This is a genomic window from Paracoccus aminophilus JCM 7686 (assembly GCF_000444995.1).
In the GTDB taxonomy this organism is placed as follows: Bacteria; Pseudomonadota; Alphaproteobacteria; order Rhodobacterales; family Rhodobacteraceae; genus Paracoccus; species Paracoccus aminophilus.
In genome coordinates this window covers 1520588-1536417 of record NC_022041.1, presented here as the reverse complement: position 1 = coordinate 1536417, position 15830 = coordinate 1520588, and the positions used below count along the sequence as shown (strand labels likewise).

Below are 15830 nucleotides of genomic sequence, written 5' to 3'. Positions count from 1 at the left end.
CTTAGTTGAAGGCCCGCTCGGTGGTGCCGATCTCGGCCGCAGTGCCGGTGATCGAGCGCAAAGATTTCTGCCACTGCACGAAGGGTGCCTCGGTGACATAGACCGTGTCATTGTCGCGGATCAGGAAATCGCGCGCGAGGAACATGCCATCGGGCTTGGTCAGATCGAGGATATAGGCCACGCGCTGATCGCCGACGAGGCTCGCATTGCCGGTCACGGCCCGCGCCACCGCCTGCGGTTCTTCGCGCATGATGAAGACGCCGGTCGGGTCGGCCAGCTGGGTCTGCAGGCCGCCGACCATGGCGATGGCCTCGATCGCGGTGACCTGACCATTGCCGAGCGGGACCTTGGTCTGGCCGCCGAACGCGCCAAGCGCGGTGAAGTTACGCTGGTCTTCCTCGACCAGAATAACGTCGCCCGGACGCAGAGCGATGTCGTTTTTGCTGTTGGCGTAGAGGTCTTTCAGCCAGACTTTGCCGCTCGATCCGCCACGCTTCACGGTCACGACCGAGATTTCCGGGTCGATGCTGACGCCACCGGCGCGGGCCAACATGGCCGAGAGGGTGCGGGTCGGACGCTCGATCGGGAAGACGCCCTGACCGCCGACCTTGCCCATGACCGAGACGGTCGCGCCGTCACCCGCGACGCGGGTCACGGTGACCTGCGGATCCGGGGTCTGCGAGGCGAGCTTTTCGGTGATCAGCTGGCGCAGCTGGTCGGGGGTATGATCCGAAGCCTTCACGCGACCGGCATAGGGCACGAAGATATAGCCGTTGCTGTCGACCTGCAGGCGCTGCAGCTCGGTCGAGCTTTGCCCCATCGAAGTCAGAAGGCCGTCATCGACGTTTTCCCAGATCGAAAGGCCAAGCACATCGCCGGGGCGAATGACATCGGCACCGACCTGACCGGCATTGCGGAAATCGGCCCCGAACCCATAGGCGGGCTGGAAGTTCGCCGCGCGGACGACGCCATCGGTCACGGTGATGACCTGCGTGCGTCCCCCTTTTTCCACCGATCCCGAAAGGATCTCTTTCTTGGTCGGACCCGAGCGGGGCAGGCCGCAGGCGGAAACGGTCAGAACTGCGCCGATCAAGGCGACACGGCAGATGGTTCCGGCGAGGCTGCGCCGGGCGCGCGTTTTCGGCGCCTGCGACGTGAAACTCAGATCAGTCAAGTTCATACTCCTGTCCACTCGAGCGATTCCGTTTGCCCGGAACCTCTTTTGTCGCAAAGTAACCGAGCTTTTCCGGCTTTTCCACCGCTTTGCGCGGCAATTTTGGCCAGTGTCTAGTCATGGACATCGCTCATCTGCTGGCGATGCTGACTGAGGCCGCTGGCCAGTGCATCATAGGGGTCATCGGGCGCCAGCATGAGATCAATCACCAGCCGCAATGCATGGGCGCGTGAATGTGTGGCATAGAAACCACCGGGGATCTGGCTGGTTTCAAGCAGATAATCGCGATAGGTGCCATAAGCGCGGCCGTTCGGGCGCTCGGGAGCGCGCAAAAAATCGGCGAGATCCTGTTTCGAGACGAGCCCCGGCTTATCATAGACCGCCCGGCCCAGATTGCGCACAGGCAACCCGCGCCAGAGCGCCTGTTGTGCCGAAGTCGAATTGACCGTGACCGCGGCGCGCGATTGCGCGAGCAGCCGGGCAAGCTTACCACCGCGCACATAATGAACGCGCTCGGCAATGCCCAAGGCCTGGGCCTTGCGCTCGACCGCCGCGCGAATGCCGCCGCGCCCGTCCTCGAGCGGATGGGCCTTGAAGACCAGCCGATGGTGGCGCGGCGCCGAGCGGGCGAATTCTTCCATCACCTGATCGGTGAATTCCGACATGCGCGAGAAATCGGAATGGGCCTGAAAACTGGCATCATGTTCGAGCTGCATCAGCACGAGCACATAGGGAAAGCCGCCGCGCCGCACGGTTTCCGCCTCGCGCATTCGCGCCAAAGCATCCCAGGGCGACAGGATCAGGCGGCGGAAGTTCAGCCGGAACTCGCGCCAGACCGAAATGTCACGATGGCTGCGATAGCCGGTGTAGCGACCATTCGCGACCAGAACGAGGAAATGGTAGAGTGCGCCATAAAACTTGTGCTGGCGCATATCGCCCCAGCGCGCGGGCGGGCGGCGCGCATCGCCCTGGCTGTCGCGCAAGGCCGTGCGCATTTCTGGCAGGCCGATCTCCATCAGCCGCGAATGCCCGTTCGAGCCGCCGCGCTCATAGGTAATCCAGAAGGGCCGCAGATAGCCCTCCTCGAAAACATGCAGCACGATCCCCGTCCGCTCCGAGACCGCACGCGCGGCCGCATGGATCGGGCGGATATCGCCATAAAGCACGATATCGGTAATGCCTTTTTCGGCGATAATGCGGTCGAGATGGGCGGGCCAGGCCTCGGCCGGGTCGGTATGGGCGATGAAATGCGTGGGATCGGACCAGAAAAACGCATCGCCCGCGTTGAAGCCGACGCGCCAGACCTCTGCTCCGGCGGCACGCAAAAGGCGGCCCAGCCGATTGAAGAACGGACCATGCGGTCCCTGCAACAGCAAAAAGACCCGTTTTTCGGGCGGAAGAGAGGCTGTTTCGGACCGGCGCTGCTCGGCGGCATGGGGTCCCGCGAGGGGCGTCTTGATGAGGGTCATCCGCTGTTCTGGCACGGGGAGGGGAAAGCAAAAGGGATTTGACCTAACTACCGCCCCTGCCTGCAACTTCAATCCTAAAATCTCGACAATTCAGAGCATATCCCCAACCTTCGCTCCATCTTTGGTGCCGAAAGGTCGGGATCGCTTGAAGATCACGCGCCGAGTGACTACTCACAGAGGTGGAATTCATCGAGGCAGATTGGACGGGCAGGACATGTTCACAGGGATCATTACCGATATCGGCCGAGTGCTCGGCGTGGAAATGCGCGGCGATATGCGCGCGCGGATCGGATGTTCCTATGACCTGAGCACCGTCGATCTGGGGGCCTCGATCGCCTGCGACGGGGTCTGTCTGACGGTGATCGCCAAGGGCGAAAACTGGTTCGATGTCGATATCTCGGCCGAGACCATCACCAAGACCAGCATCAGCGCCAATGGCTGGGAAAGCGGCAAGCGGTTGAACCTTGAGCGCGCGCTCAAGATCGGGGACGAGCTTGGCGGCCATATCGTCTCGGGCCATGTTGACGGGGTCGCGGTGATCGAATCGCTGACCGACGAGGGCGACAGCACCCGTATCACCTTCCGCGCGCCTGAAAACCTCAAGCGCTTCATTGCCTCGAAGGGCTCGGTCGCGCTCAATGGCACCTCGCTGACCGTCAACGAGGTCGAGGATGACCTGTTCGGCGTGAACCTGATCCCGCATACGCAAGAAGTGACGACTTGGGGCGATGCGAAAGTCGGCGACAGCATCAATCTCGAGATCGACATGCTCGCGCGCTATGTCGCGCGTCTGGCCGAGGCTGGCTGAAGTTTGGGCCGCCCGGGGATGATTGCAGTGGTGCGACCTCGGGATCCGGCGCTTTTGTTTGTGAACCCGGGCGCGATGGTCGGCTGGCGGTTTTCCCGAAAGATGGCCCCTCGGATCGACCGATCCGGGCAAGGCCGTGACGTGATGGATGCGGAGGGTGCGGCGACTGGCGCGCGCGCTCGGCAGGTCTATGCAGGAGTTGGCGATGCAGTTTGACAAACCCGGCCCGGTCGAGCGCGACTGGTCAGACGCGATCTCGAAGATCGAGGATATCATCGAGGATGCGCGCAACGGGCGCATGTTCATCCTTGTCGATCACGAGGATCGCGAGAACGAGGGCGATCTCGTCATTCCCGCCCAGATGGCGACGCCCAATGCGATCAACTTCATGGCGATGCATGGCCGCGGGCTGATCTGCCTTGCCATGCCGAATGAGCGGATCGAGGCGCTCGGCCTTGGCCTGATGTCGCCCAAGAACTCAAGCCGCCATGAAACCGCCTTCACCGTCTCGATCGAGGCGCGCGAGGGGGTGACCACCGGCATCTCGGCCCATGACCGCGCCCATACGATCGCGGTCGCCATCGACGCCTCGAAGGGTGCTGCCGATATTGCGACCCCGGGCCATGTCTTTCCATTGCGCGCCCGTGAAGGCGGCGTCCTGGTCCGTGCCGGTCACACCGAGGCCGCCGTCGATGTTTCGCGTCTGGCCGGGCTGAACCCTTCTGGCGTGATCTGCGAGATCATGAACGAGGACGGCACCATGGCCCGTCTGCCCGATCTGATCGCTTTCGCGCAGAAACACGGGCTCAAGATCGGCACGATCAGCGATTTGATCGCCTACCGCCGCCGCTACGACAACCTGATTGCCGAGCGCACGCAAAAGCCGGTGCATTCCGTGCATGGCGGCGATTGGAACATGCGCGTCTTTGCCGATGAGACCCATGGCAATGAACATGTCGTGCTGACCAAGGGCGATATTTCGACACCCGAGCCGGTGCTGGTGCGGATGCATGCGCTCGACCCGCTTCATGATGTGCTGGGCATCGGACGCGAGGGCGCGGGCGAGCTTTCGGCGGCGATGGATGTCATCGCGCGCGCGGGCAGGGGCGCCGTCGTTCTCATCCGCGATCTGGAAAAGCAGGTCACCCTTCCCGAAGAGGGCGCGACCCATAAATTGCGGGTTTATGGCCTCGGCGCGCAGATTTTGGCGACATTGGGCCTGTCGGAGCTCATTTTGCTGACAAATTCGGCACTCCCCAAGGTTGTCGGGCTTGACGCCTACGGTCTTTCGATCCATTCCACGCGGCCTATCCCAGAGGAATGACACATGGCTTCCAGCGTCGAACATTACCAGCTGCCGCTGCCCGCGCTTGAAGGGTCGACCCGGCTGCTGATCGTCGTCTCGCCCTATTACAGCAATATCGCGAAAAATCTCGTCGAGGGCGCGCGCGCCGTCGCCCTTGAAGCCGGCGCCAGCGTCGATGTGCTTGAGGTGCCGGGCGCGCTTGAGATCCCCTCGGCCATCGCGCTCGCCGCAGCGGGCGGTCACTACGACGGCTATGTCGGTCTGGGCTGCGTGATCCGCGGCGAGACCACGCATTATGATACGGTCTGCAATGACAGCTCGCGCGGGCTGATGCTGCTCGGCCTTCAGGGCCACGCCATCGGCAATGGCATCCTGACGGTTGAGAACGCCGAACAGGCCGAGGTCCGCGCCGATGCCAAGGGCCAGAACAAAGGCGGCGGCGCCGCCGCGGCCGCGCTTCACCTGATCGCGATCCGCCGCAAATTCGCGGCCCTCTCGCCGCGTGCGGACAAGGCGCTGCCGGAGGGCTCGATCCTCCTTGCCGGCGCGACCAGCGGAAGCACAAACGCATGAGCACCGGGACCGAAAACACCCCGAAACGCCCCGACCGCCGCGCGCTCAGCACGGCGGCCCGGATGTATGCGGTTCAGGCGCTCTTCCAGATGGAAGCGGCTGGACAAAGCTCGAACAAGGTCCGCAGCGAGTTCCAGAACTGGCGTATTGCGGTCGAATATGAGGGCGAGAACACGCCCGAGGCTGACGAAAAGCTGTTTTCGCGCATTGTCGAAGATGCGGTGACCTGGCAGTCGAAAATCGACCAGATGACCGACCGCGCTTTGGTGGCGAAATGGCCGATCGACCGCATCGACCCGGTTCTGCGCGCGGTGTTCCGTGCCGCCGGTGCCGAGCTGATGACGCCCGCGACTCCGCCGAAAGTCGCGATTACGGAATATGTGCGCATCGCGCAGGCTTTCTTTGACGATGGCAAAGAGTCAAAATTCGTCAATGCCGTGCTCGACCATATGGCGCGCGAGGCCCGGCCCGACGCCTTCGGGGCCTGATCCGCGCTGAAGGTTTGGGCATGGCGTAACCCGTCCGCAAGGAGCGCGACATGCCCAAGCTGATCCGCCTTTATCTCAAAAGCATTGCGCTGGGGGTTGCTCTGGCGCTGGCTTTCACCGCGCTGCTGATCGGTTTCGACATCGCCGGTCTGCGCGCTTTGGTCTTTGGCACCAAGGGCGGCTTTATCGCTGCCATCATGCTTTTCACCTTCCACAGCCTGCTCTTTTCCGGCGTGCAATTCGCCTATGCCGTCATGGCGATGGCCGAGGACGATCATCCAAACACCGGTTTGCGCCAGACCGCGGGGCAGCTGCTCTACTGGGCGGTGACGCCTGTCGGGCGGAAACGAGATTAGGGGCGAAGGGCGGGGTGGCGGGAACCGCTGCAACCGTGTCGGCGCAAGTTTCCCCGAAAGCCTGGATTTCCAGGTGGGCGCCGGATAACAGGACCAGGGCCCTGCCAGAGCCAGCCCCCTCGGTGAACTTATAGGCCAGTGGAAAAAGTGGCCGCGCACAAGAAGAGCAGAAACCCGCCGTCTCTGAGATAGGCCGGGCGCTTGGCGACCGCAAGAGGCCGTGAGAGTGGCGCGCGCCACTTGTCGCGCGTTCCCTTTTCGTTCAAGGTGCGGTCATGGATGAGATCCTCCCGCCCAAACCCGGACAAAAGCTTGCACGCGGCGTCGCGCGCCTGTTGTCGACGCTTGGCCATGCGCCTTTGCTTGAATTCGTTCCGACCGGCGGGTTGCGGGTCGATGTGATCTCGGTCTCGCCCAAGGGCGAGATTTGGGTGGTGGAATGCAAAAGCTCGCGCGCCGATTTCGCCAGCGACCGGAAATGGCAGGGCTATCTCGATTGGTGCGATCGATTCTTCTGGGCGGTGGACACCGGCTTTCCTGACGAGCTTTTGCCCGAGGAAAGCGGTCTCATTCGCGCAGATGCCTGGGGCGCCGAGCTGCTGCGCATGGCGCCCGAGGCAAAGCTGGCTGCCGCACGCCGCGCGAAAATCCTGCGAGACATCGCGCGGGTGGCGGCGGGCCGGTTGCAGGCGCTGACCGACCCGATGGGGATCAGCGGCGCGGCGTATTAGACGGCTTGCCCTTTTTGCCGCCCTGACCACCCGACTGGCCCATGCTGCGCGCGGCCTCGGCGGCGGCAAGCAGCTCCTCGGCGATCTCTTCGGCTTCCTCGGGATCGAAATCGAGCGGCAGCTCGACATTATCGGCCTCTATATAGATCCGTACCATGCCGCGATCGGTCGGTCCGATCTGGATATTGGCGGCGATATCGCTCTCGCTGTTGATGCTCATGGCAGGCCCTTCTGAAAAGTTGAAATTCTGATTAACGCGATGACAGAAAAGCGGCAAGATGGGCTTGCATCCTCCGGCGGGCAGCACTAAACAGCCCCCATGTGCCGCCTTAGCTCAGTTGGTTAGAGCGCTAGATTGTGGATCTAGAGGTCCCCCGTTCAAGCCGGGGAGGCGGTACCACCCTCCAAAAATGCAAAGAACTCGGGAACTTAGCTAAAGCTGAGTTTGAGATTGCGAGCACGTCGCTTTCGTCATTCGCTCCCGATTTGGGGCGCTGCGCCCGCCGTGACCATTGAAATCTTGACCATTGAAATGCCCGTCTGATTTTGCACAGATGTTCAGGCGATGGTTGGGAGAGACAGATGCAAAAGGTCGATGCGCTTGAGGCTTTGATGACAGCGGTCAGGGCCAAGCCCGCGAGTCGCTTTCCCCCAAAAGACGACAAGCGCCTTGATGAGCATTTGGTCTTTCCAAGCTGCAAGCCCTCATTTCGCATGAAAAAACGCCGCAAGGTCTTTACCATCGGCTCGTGTTTCGCGCGCAATATTGAGGATTTTCTGCAAGATTTCGACGTGCCGACGACGCGGTTCGCGGTCGATGCCAGTGAATGGCCCAGCCGGCCGAACGGGATCTTGAACGAATACAACCCCGGCACCATCGCTCAAAGGCTGAACTGGAGCGCGCAGAGCGCGAGCACCGTCGGGATGTCCGAAACGCTCGTCGGCCCGGCCGAAAGCTGCGCCGATCTTCTGCTGCCAAGATCTCCTGACGTGACGCTTCAGCGTGCGCGAGAGCGGCGGGGCGAGATTGACCAGCTCTATGCCGAGCTGCCGGGCAGCGATTTCGTCATCATCACGCTTGGCCTGACCGAATGCTGGTATGACGATCACACCGGGACTTTTCTGAACCGGATGCCGCCCGAAGATGTCATGCGGGCCCAGAAAGGGCGCTATGTCTTCGTCAATCTGGGCTTTCAGGATTGCGTCAACCTGCTGACCCGCGCCTTTGAGCAAGTGACAGCACCCCGAGGGCGCCATGTCATCCTCACGGTCTCGCCGGTGCCGTTGCAGACCACCTTCACCGGGCAGGATTGCTATACCGCAAATATGCGCTCGAAATCCGTGCTGCGCGCGGTGGCCGATGAAATCGTCGCGCGCTTTCCCGGCAAGGTTGATTATTTTCCGAGCTACGAAATCGTGATGTCCGGCGGCACTCGCGCCTTTGGCAAGGACAATGTCCATGTCTTTCCCAAGGTGATCGGCAAAGTCATGGACCATCTTTTTGCGAATTATCTCTGAGCGGAAATCGTCTTGCGGTTGACGTCGCTCTCAAGCGTCGGAACATTCGGGCCGCAAGGGCGTTGGGTCAGCGAACGTGAATAATCCAATCAGGAGAGAGTTCTATGGGTAAACCTGAAAACGACGCGAGAGATGTGGCTGATCACGCAAAGGATGCGGCGCGCGATGTGGGCGACCGTGTTCGCGAGGCCGCAGATGATGTGCGCTCCCATGGGCGTCGGGCCGCGGAAGATGTTGCAGATGCCTATGAAGGGATCAAATCGCGCGGCGCCGATCTTCTGGACGATGTGCAGGACAAGGCCTCGGATCTCGCCGACCATGCTCGCAAGCGCGGTGGCGAATTCGCAGACCGGGCCCGCTCGGAAGCGCGTCATCTCTATCGTCGCGGCCGCCATCATGCCGATGAGGTCGCGGGCTATGCCGAAGAGCGGTTCGATGAGGTCTCGGGCATCATCCGCCGCAATCCCGCGCAATCGCTTGGCATTGCCGCCGGGGTCGGCTTCCTGATCGGTCTTCTCATCGCCTCGCGTCGCTGAGGCCGACCATGCTCGACTATGCCAGAAGGATGAAGCTCGCCGCCTCCGATATTGCGCGGCGGGCTGGGGTGGTCGCTGCTGCGGGCATCCTTGCGCTGACGGGGCTGGGCTTTCTGCTTGCCGCGCTCTGGACCTTTCTGGCGGTCCGGCTGGAATGGGGGCCGCTGAACGCCTCGCTGGTGATCGGTGCAGTTTTCCTCATTCTCGGCCTGCTGCTTCTGGTCTTCGGCACCTCTAAGCGTCACGAGGCGCCCACTGCGGCGGATCTGCGTGCCGAGGTCGAGGAGCGCATGAGCATCGCCACGGATGTGGTGCTCGACCGCGTCAGCGGTCGGGCCGAGCGTGCCATCGACAAGGTGCGCGAGACGGCGGGCGATGCGCTGGAAGCGGCGCAAAGCACGGCGCAGCATCTGGCGGATGTGACGGGAAACCGGGTGCAGTCCCTGGTCGATTCCGTCTCATACCGTGCGAGCCGGGTCGCCGATGATGTCGAGGCCAAGGCCAGCGGGCTGGTGCGGGGGGCCGATGACATGGCCGAACGCATCGGCCTGACCGCCGAGCGGCGCGAAAAGCTGGCCGAGGGCATCGACAAGGCGCGGTCTTCGAAGCTTGGCACGATCGCCCCGGTGATCGGCGCCTTCGCCATCGGCATCACCTTGGCCAACCGCTTCCAAAGCTGGCGCCATGGCGACGATGATGAGGATGACGATCAGGACGAGGCCTATTTCGACGAAGACGGCTATGATGATGCGTTCTAAGCGTCATCTTCTGGCGGCGGTCGACTAGCCCAAATCAAAAAGCCCGCCAGATTGGCGGGCTTTTTCAATCAACACTCGTGACTCCCAGCGGAAATCTCAGGCGTTGGCTTCGCGGATCTTGTTGGCGGCTTCCTTGTCGTAGGTCACGCCAAGCTTGTCGAAAAGCTGATCGAGCTCGCCCGAAAGCGTCATCTCGGTGATGATATCACAGCCGCCGACGAAATCGCCCTTCACATAGAGCTGGGGAATGGTCGGCCAATCCGAGAATTCCTTGATGCCCTGACGCACACCGTCATCGGCGAGCACGTTCACATCGCGATAATCCACGCCCATATAGTTGAGCACACCGGCAACCCGGCTCGAAAAACCGCATTGCGGCATTTCCTTGGTGCCTTTCATGAACAGAACGACATTATTGCTGTCGATCGTGTCCTGAATCTTCTGGCGAACATCAGTCATTCTGGGTTCCTCGGAAAACGGCCTATTCGGGGGCCTTGGTGGTCAGCGCGAGGGCATGGAGCTCGCCATTCGGCCCGTCCATCTTGCCCTGCAGCGCGGCATAGACCGCGCGCTGCTGTTGAACCCGGTTCATTCCGCGGAAGCTGTCGTCGATGACTTCGGCGGCATAATGGTTTCCGTCTCCGGCCAGATCCGTGATCGTGATCTTGGCTTCGGGGAATGTCGCCCGGATCAGGGCTTCGATGTCATGGGCTTCCATAGCCATGGCGTCACCTCTCGCTGTTCAGCAAGATGTAGGCGATGGGATAGCGGGCTGCAAGTCACCGAGGTGGCTGAGAGCGCAGGCAATTCTGCGCGCAAGCGTCGGGTTTCAAAGTCGGGCAGGGCGCGAATCAACCGCTGAACCCGGCAGTTCGGTTGGCGATAACCAAGTGGTCGCGAAAGGAATTTCCGTTCTGGGGCAGGAAGGAGCACGTCGGGGCTGAGCGTTTATTGGGCAATCAATCTATGCGTGCGCCGCCAAACGAGGAAAGAAGAAAAACTCCGGCATTTTGAAACAATCCCGCTTAAGAAAAGCGGCGCCGTGACTTCATTTAGTCCAATACGCAGGTTATAGCGAAGACGGCAGAGTTCAACCGGCGCGATCCGGTCCTTCGCCGACCCGAATTCAGGTGTGAAACCAGCGCCCGGACCCAGAGATGAGAATTCTGTTCGCAGCCGTGGCCCGACCCCAAGCCAGCGCAATCCGCTCTTTGCGCGCGGGATTTCACGCTTTTCTCCGTCAGATTGATAAGGACAGGTCTATGTATAGCCGCCACGCGATTGCAGCCGTTCTGGCTCTTCTTCCTGCCTCCGCCGTCTGGGCCGCGCCTGCGACCGATGATGGCGCGGCGCGCCTCAAAGGGGTCTTCGAAAGCTATCTCAGCGCCACCGAAGGCGTCGTGACGGTCAAGGCCGCAGGCGATGTCTATGACCTGACCATCGATCCGGCGCCGCTTCTGGCCAAAATTCCGAGCGATGAGATCGCGGTCACCATCCTGCCGATGACCTATCATCTCACCGACAATGGCGACGGCACCTGGAAGGTGACCGAAGATCAGGATGTTTCCTGGAACGTCAAGGTCAAGGGCCTGCAGGATCAAAAGCTGACCGCGCATAGCCGCTCGGAAGGGATCTGGGACGAATCGCTGGCGGCCTATCGCGAGATGAGCGGCGAAATGACCAATATGGTCTCGGATACGGTGCAGTATCAGACGCCGGTCGGCCGCTATAATGAGCAGGGCCAATATGTCGAGCCCGATCCCTCGGAAACGCCCGCCGTGCTGTCGCGCGACCACCAGACGATCGAACGGGCCAGCTTCAAGACCACCGGCAAAGCCGCGAGCAATGGCGGCGTCGATGTCGTCGGCACCTTCGATGTCCAGAACGTCGCCCAGCAATCCGAGCTTGGCGTTCTCGATCCGGCCAACCCGATCAAGATCGGCTTCGCGGCGCCCTCTTACACCGGCAACGTCAAGATCGACGGCCTGCAAAGCAAGGGCATCCTGACGCTTGCCTCGTGGTTCGTCGCCCATCCCGATGAGGATCTGGTCAAGGCCCAGCAAGAGGATCTGCGCGGGAAATTGAGCGCGGCCCTGCCGCTTTGGGACGAGCTGGCGGTCGATGCGGACGTCAAAACCGTCTCGATCACCTCGCCCTATGGCAATTTCGGCGTCGATCGCCTTGGCGTTCAGCTGGCGGTCAGCGGGGCTACGCCCGATGGGCATCTGCGCGAAAAGCTGTCCTTCGACAAGCTGACCGTGCCCGAGGGTCTGCTGCCGGAATGGGGTGTGCCGCTTTTGCCCGAGCAGCTCAATTTCGAGTTCGATATCAAGGGCTTTGACCTTGCCGCGCCGGCGAAAATGGTGATCGCGGCCTTTGATCTCAATGACAAGCACGATCCGCTTGGCAAGCTCGACAAGGATGCTGTCTCGAAGGCGTTCCTGCCCAATGGCAAGCTGGCAGTCAGCCTGATCGACAGCAATATTGCGGGTAAGGATTACAACATCAAATACTCCGCCGATCTGCAGACCGGCTTTGAGGATGGCGATATCCCGACCGGCACCGCCAAGATCTCGGCAACCGGCCTCGACAATGTCCAGGCCGCGCTTCAGGCCGCGCCGCAAGAGCTCGCCGGCCAGCCGCTGATGATGCTGACCATGGCGCGTGCTCTGGCCAAGCCCGGCATCGACAAAGGCGAGCAGGTCTGGGCGATTGATGCAACCACGCCGGGTGTGGTAAAGGTCAACGACATGCCCATCGGAGGCCCCGGTCAGTGACGACAACAGATTCAGGGCTCGCGGTTCACCGCGAGTCCCCCCTTGGTGACGATCTGGTGCTGCTCTTTCAGCGCCATACCGCGGATATGCACGCCGATACCCCCCCGGAATCGATCCATATGATGCCGCGCGAGGCGCTCGTGGCGCCGGGGATCGATTTCTTCGTTCTGCGCGATCACGGTCGTCCCGTGGCCATGGGCGCGATCAAGCGGATCGACGACAGCCATGCCGAGATCAAATCGATGCATGTGCTGACCGAAGAGCGCGGCCACGGCCACTCCCGGCGTTTGCTCGATGCCGTAATCGGACATGCGCGCGCCGCAGGCTATCAACGCATCAGCCTTGAGACCGGGCCGCAGCCGATTTTCGCCGCCGCGCGCGGTCTTTACCATCGCGCGGGCTTTGCGGAATGCGGGCCCTTCGAAGGATATGAGGCCGACCCGTTCAGCGTCTTCATGACTCTTCAGCTGACATCTTGAAAACAAGCGGTTGATTCAACCGCAAAGCTGGTCCAAGACAACGCAAACGCGGCCCCATAGCTCAACTGGATAGAGCAGGGACCTTCTAAGTCCAAGGTTGGGGGTTCGATTCCTCCTGGGGTCGCCAGTTTTCTCCAATGATTTCAAATCGTTGAAACATCTGCAAGTCTTTGCTTTTTGCTCCAACGAACTGAAAGCGGCTGAATGAACTCGAGTGAGCTTGCCGCACCGCGCAGGTGTGTTGGGCTAAACTGCGCATATGTGCTGCGGGTGATCGACGGATTTGAGCGGTCCAGATACTGCGCAACCCCTCGATGGGCGTTCCAGATTCGACCATGAAACGCCCCGCAGAGCGCCTAAGATCGTGAGGCGTGCAATGGTCGATCCCCGCGCGCGTCACGGCGGCCCTGAAGCCAGTCTTGCTATTGCCTACTTGCTTGCCCGCGCGCTCGATCACGAACGGTCAGAGCGGGGCGCCTTTTGCGGTTTGCAGAGCGGCGCGGGCCGTGGCGTTCATCGGGCTCATGGCTCGCTCTTTCTTCGGGCCCAGGTCGTTGGTTGCCAACTTGATTTGGCTGCGTTGGAAGGCTACACGGTCCCACGTCAGTTCAAGAAATGCTCCGATACGGCCAGCGGTCGTCAGCATCAGAATGATGACAAGCCCATATGTGGTGCGCTTGCCGCGTCTATGAGTGCTGCCGGCTCTTCTCGCGTATCCGTTGCGTGCCGAGCATGTCTCCCAGGTGGACATGCGCTTGAAACGCAGAGCGCAGGGCGCGGGCCAGCGGAATACCTTTTGTCAACACAACCTAGCAACGCACCCGCCGCCCTTGAGGATCAATCTGAACTGACAGATTCGCCAGCCCTGCGGCTGATTGAGCTGGCCAGGCAGACCTATTCGTCCAGCCCGCGTCGGTATTGCAAGCAGATCAAAAGTTGCGAGGAAGCGCGATGTTACCTCGAAAACTGCCCTTGGGGCAGGCGACTTGATCGAGACGGCGATGGAGTGCCGTGCGAAGACCCTTGCTGAAGAGCCGGAACCAGGATTGTTCGAATCTCGCGCGCGCCTGTTCTTGGCCTAGGCCGTGACCTCAGATCGCGAACTCCTATTCGGCCACCTTCTTGACGAACTGGGACTTCAGGCCCATCTGGCCGATCCCCGGCACCTTGCAGTCGATGTCGTGGTCGCCGTCTACCAGCCGAATGCCGCGCACTTTGGTGCCAACTTTCACGACCTGCGACGAGCCCTTGACCTTCAGGTCCTTGATCACCGTCACCGTGTCTCCATCGGCGAGGATGTTGCCGACCGCATCACGAACTTCGGACTGGCCATCCGCTATCTCGGACGACCATTCATGGCCGCATTCAGGGCAGTTGAAAAGCATATCCACCTGATAGGTGAAGCTGGAGGAGCATTCGGGGCACGGCGGCAATATTTCTGTCATGCGAAGATCTTAGCGGGCAGCATAAGGATAAGCCAGTCACCGCTCGGCAGCGTGTGCATCGATCCTGACGAGACCGTGACGCGGATATCGGCGGCAGGCTAGAAGGCGATCGCGCTACGGCGGGAGAGTCGGCGAGGCGCTGAGCGGGCACTGGGCGTAACACTGCTCTACCCGATCACTGGAACGCCCACGTCTTTGCCGAATAGGCCGGGAAGGGTGGGGTCTCGATCGTGTCATCATCGGCCTTCGCGATCGCGCCGGGATATGCCAGATCTGTGCGCATTTCACGCGGCGTGGCACCGGATCGCGACAGTCTGGAAGAGGAACTGATGCAATTGGCCGCGCTGATAACGCGCAATTCGACAATCAAGCGCGTCGTCGTGTGACCCGGGCTGGTCGCGGCCTGTTCACGATCCTGAGGCGGATCGGGCCGGGCGAGCAGCCGGATGCACACTCAACCGTGGCTCAAAGCGGGCGCTCACCTTCGCGCAGATAGAGATAGAGCGGGAGCGACAGGGACAGTCCGACGCAGAAGCTCGTCGGCAGAACCAGCCACCAGCGCGCGACCCTGTGCTGTTGGGCATCGCGCCACGACCAGACCCAGAAAACCGCGATTGAAATCAGCACATCCGCCGAGAACCCGGCGGCCGGGCCATTCGCGAAGAGGGATTGCACAAAGAGCGCAGGGGCAGCTCCGTTCAGCGCGAAGAAGGACCCGAAGAAGAACCAGGGCACCAGCGTTCCGAGGATTGCCGCCGCGAGATAGAAAGATCGGATTGTCAATGTCATACCCCTTTCAGGAGGGCTGTCACCCGCGATGATCTCTCCACGGGCTTTAGCCGAGGCGGCGGCCGAGGGCCACCCGAGGCGCGCGGATCAAGGCCCGAGGCCCCGCTTGCGGCGGGGGGAATTTCGGCGCAATCTGGCGCAATTACTCGCAAAGGAGCGCGCATGATCCGGCAGGCTGTCGCCAGCGACGAACCAGAGATCAGCAGATGCGCGGCGCTGGCCTATGCCCGCTATGTGCCCGTGATCGGACGCAGGCCCGCGCCGATGGACGCCGATTTCGCCGCTCAGATCGCGGCGGGGCAGGTCCATGTCTTCACCGCCGAGAACGGCGCTTTCCTTGGCTTCATCGTGTTTTACGCTCACGGCGATCATGTTCTGCTCGAAAATGTCGCCGTCCTGCCCGAGGCTGCGGGTCGCGGGGTCGGCAAGGCGCTGGTCGCTTTCTGCGAGCGCGAGGCACGGGTGCGCGGCAAGCGCGCGGTCCATCTCTATACGAACGAGAAGATGACGGAGAATCTCTCGATCTATCCTAAGCTTGGATATGTCGAAGTGGCGCGCAGATCCGAAGACGGCTTTCATCGCGTCTATTTCGAAAAGCCGCTCGATTGAGGTCTGTCGGAGGC

At 61.6% G+C, this 15830-nt stretch carries 21 protein-coding genes, 2 tRNA genes and 1 other RNA gene; 15 read left to right on the top strand and 9 right to left on the bottom strand.

Translation table 11 applies throughout. The features are described 5' to 3' along the window. Window position 1: 1 nt before the first annotated feature. Window positions 2-1108: a polysaccharide biosynthesis/export family protein gene (locus JCM7686_RS07665; RefSeq protein ID WP_236635891.1), complete on the bottom strand. Its 1107-nt coding sequence runs from the start codon at window positions 1106-1108 to the stop codon at window positions 2-4. Between the two features lie 179 nt (window positions 1109-1287). After that, on the bottom strand, window positions 1288-2643 hold the full coding sequence (locus tag JCM7686_RS07660; protein ID WP_084621046.1) for a capsule biosynthesis protein: 1356 nt from the start codon (window positions 2641-2643) through the stop codon (window positions 1288-1290). A 214-nt stretch (window positions 2644-2857) separates the two neighbouring features. Here JCM7686_RS07660 and JCM7686_RS07655 point away from each other — a divergent pair, with 214 nt between their 5' ends. From JCM7686_RS07655 to JCM7686_RS07635, 5 genes are all read left to right on the top strand, one after another. Then, window positions 2858-3451: a riboflavin synthase gene (locus JCM7686_RS07655; protein ID WP_041527208.1), complete on the top strand. Its 594-nt coding sequence runs from the start codon at window positions 2858-2860 to the stop codon at window positions 3449-3451. A 205-nt stretch (window positions 3452-3656) separates the two neighbouring features. Then, window positions 3657-4775, top strand: a complete 1119-nt coding sequence (gene ribB, locus JCM7686_RS07650) for a 3,4-dihydroxy-2-butanone-4-phosphate synthase (protein WP_041527705.1) — start codon at window positions 3657-3659, stop codon at window positions 4773-4775. Between the two features lie 3 nt (window positions 4776-4778). Further along, entirely contained in the window at window positions 4779-5330 is a 552-nt protein-coding gene (locus JCM7686_RS07645; RefSeq protein ID WP_020950279.1) for a 6,7-dimethyl-8-ribityllumazine synthase, read from the top strand. After that, window positions 5327-5818: a transcription antitermination factor NusB gene (nusB, locus tag JCM7686_RS07640; RefSeq protein WP_020950278.1), complete on the top strand. Its 492-nt coding sequence runs from the start codon at window positions 5327-5329 to the stop codon at window positions 5816-5818. Before JCM7686_RS07645 ends, nusB begins: the two co-directional genes overlap by 4 nt. A gap of 50 nt (window positions 5819-5868) precedes the next feature. Beyond that, window positions 5869-6174 (top strand): hypothetical protein, encoded by a 306-nt coding sequence (locus JCM7686_RS07635; protein ID WP_020950277.1) that lies wholly within the window; start codon window positions 5869-5871, stop codon window positions 6172-6174. A 17-nt stretch (window positions 6175-6191) separates the two neighbouring features. Here JCM7686_RS07635 and ssrS read toward each other — a convergent pair. Beyond that, a non-coding RNA gene (gene ssrS / locus JCM7686_RS25225) (6S RNA) lies at window positions 6192-6350 on the bottom strand. 99 nt (window positions 6351-6449) lie between these two features. Here ssrS and JCM7686_RS07630 point away from each other — a divergent pair. Next, the gene (locus JCM7686_RS07630) at window positions 6450-6905 is read left to right on the top strand and encodes an MmcB family DNA repair protein (RefSeq protein WP_020950276.1); all 456 of its coding nucleotides are present in this window, start codon (window positions 6450-6452) and stop codon (window positions 6903-6905) included. Here JCM7686_RS07630 and JCM7686_RS07625 read toward each other — a convergent pair. Next, window positions 6886-7125, bottom strand: a complete 240-nt coding sequence (locus tag JCM7686_RS07625; RefSeq protein WP_020950275.1) for a DUF6324 family protein — start codon at window positions 7123-7125, stop codon at window positions 6886-6888. The genes JCM7686_RS07630 and JCM7686_RS07625 overlap by 20 nt on opposite strands. A 103-nt stretch (window positions 7126-7228) precedes the next feature. Here JCM7686_RS07625 and JCM7686_RS07620 point away from each other — a divergent pair. The 4 genes from JCM7686_RS07620 to JCM7686_RS07605 all read left to right on the top strand — a co-directional run bounded on the left by JCM7686_RS07620 (window position 7229) and on the right by JCM7686_RS07605 (window position 9717). After that, window positions 7229-7305: transfer RNA gene (locus tag JCM7686_RS07620), tRNA-His, on the top strand. Between the two features lie 314 nt (window positions 7306-7619). Continuing rightward, window positions 7620-8423 (top strand): GSCFA domain-containing protein, encoded by an 804-nt coding sequence (locus JCM7686_RS07615; RefSeq protein ID WP_158442345.1) that lies wholly within the window; start codon window positions 7620-7622, stop codon window positions 8421-8423. A gap of 134 nt (window positions 8424-8557) precedes the next feature. Next, the gene (locus JCM7686_RS07610) at window positions 8558-8959 is read left to right on the top strand and encodes a DUF883 family protein (RefSeq protein ID WP_051201533.1); all 402 of its coding nucleotides are present in this window, start codon (window positions 8558-8560) and stop codon (window positions 8957-8959) included. A gap of 8 nt (window positions 8960-8967) precedes the next feature. Beyond that, window positions 8968-9717: a phage holin family protein gene (locus JCM7686_RS07605; RefSeq protein ID WP_020950272.1), complete on the top strand. Its 750-nt coding sequence runs from the start codon at window positions 8968-8970 to the stop codon at window positions 9715-9717. A gap of 96 nt (window positions 9718-9813) precedes the next feature. On the opposite strand, the gene grxD is transcribed toward JCM7686_RS07605, so the two are convergent. Then, window positions 9814-10176, bottom strand: a complete 363-nt coding sequence (gene grxD / locus JCM7686_RS07600; protein WP_020950271.1) for a Grx4 family monothiol glutaredoxin — start codon at window positions 10174-10176, stop codon at window positions 9814-9816. A gap of 22 nt (window positions 10177-10198) precedes the next feature. Further along, window positions 10199-10441, bottom strand: a complete 243-nt coding sequence (locus JCM7686_RS07595) for a BolA/IbaG family iron-sulfur metabolism protein (protein ID WP_020950270.1) — start codon at window positions 10439-10441, stop codon at window positions 10199-10201. 538 nt (window positions 10442-10979) lie between these two features. On the opposite strand from JCM7686_RS07595, the gene JCM7686_RS07590 reads away from it, so the two are divergent. The 4 genes from JCM7686_RS07590 (at window position 10980) to JCM7686_RS25160 (ending at window position 14003) form a co-directional block, all read left to right on the top strand. Further along, window positions 10980-12494 carry a hypothetical protein gene (locus JCM7686_RS07590; RefSeq protein WP_020950269.1) on the top strand — a complete coding sequence of 505 codons (1515 nt, stop codon included), beginning with the start codon at window positions 10980-10982 and terminating at the stop codon, window positions 12492-12494. After that, the gene (locus JCM7686_RS07585) at window positions 12491-12973 is read left to right on the top strand and encodes a GNAT family N-acetyltransferase (RefSeq protein ID WP_020950268.1); all 483 of its coding nucleotides are present in this window, start codon (window positions 12491-12493) and stop codon (window positions 12971-12973) included. Before JCM7686_RS07590 ends, JCM7686_RS07585 begins: the two co-directional genes overlap by 4 nt. Before the next feature lie 50 nt (window positions 12974-13023). Beyond that, window positions 13024-13100 (top strand) — tRNA-Arg (locus JCM7686_RS07580). A 249-nt stretch (window positions 13101-13349) separates the two neighbouring features. Continuing rightward, entirely contained in the window at window positions 13350-14003 is a 654-nt protein-coding gene (locus JCM7686_RS25160) for an excalibur calcium-binding domain-containing protein (RefSeq protein WP_084621045.1), read from the top strand. A 76-nt stretch (window positions 14004-14079) separates the two neighbouring features. Here JCM7686_RS25160 and JCM7686_RS07570 read toward each other — a convergent pair whose 3' ends face one another. The 3 genes from JCM7686_RS07570 to JCM7686_RS07565 all read right to left on the bottom strand — a co-directional run bounded on the left by JCM7686_RS07570 (window position 14080) and on the right by JCM7686_RS07565 (window position 15201). After that, window positions 14080-14418, bottom strand: coding sequence for a zinc ribbon domain-containing protein YjdM (locus JCM7686_RS07570; RefSeq protein WP_020950266.1), 339 nt, complete (start codon window positions 14416-14418; stop codon window positions 14080-14082). Window positions 14419-14593: 175 nt separating this feature from the next. Beyond that, window positions 14594-14872, bottom strand: a complete 279-nt coding sequence (locus tag JCM7686_RS24330; RefSeq protein ID WP_020950265.1) for a hypothetical protein — start codon at window positions 14870-14872, stop codon at window positions 14594-14596. Window positions 14873-14883: 11 nt separating this feature from the next. After that, window positions 14884-15201, bottom strand: coding sequence for a DUF2834 domain-containing protein (locus JCM7686_RS07565; RefSeq protein WP_148292588.1), 318 nt, complete (start codon window positions 15199-15201; stop codon window positions 14884-14886). Window positions 15202-15369: 168 nt separating this feature from the next. Between JCM7686_RS07565 and JCM7686_RS07560 the strand changes: the two genes are divergently transcribed. Continuing rightward, the gene (locus JCM7686_RS07560) at window positions 15370-15816 is read left to right on the top strand and encodes a GNAT family N-acetyltransferase (RefSeq protein WP_020950263.1); all 447 of its coding nucleotides are present in this window, start codon (window positions 15370-15372) and stop codon (window positions 15814-15816) included. The last annotated feature ends 14 nt before the right edge of the window (window positions 15817-15830 follow it).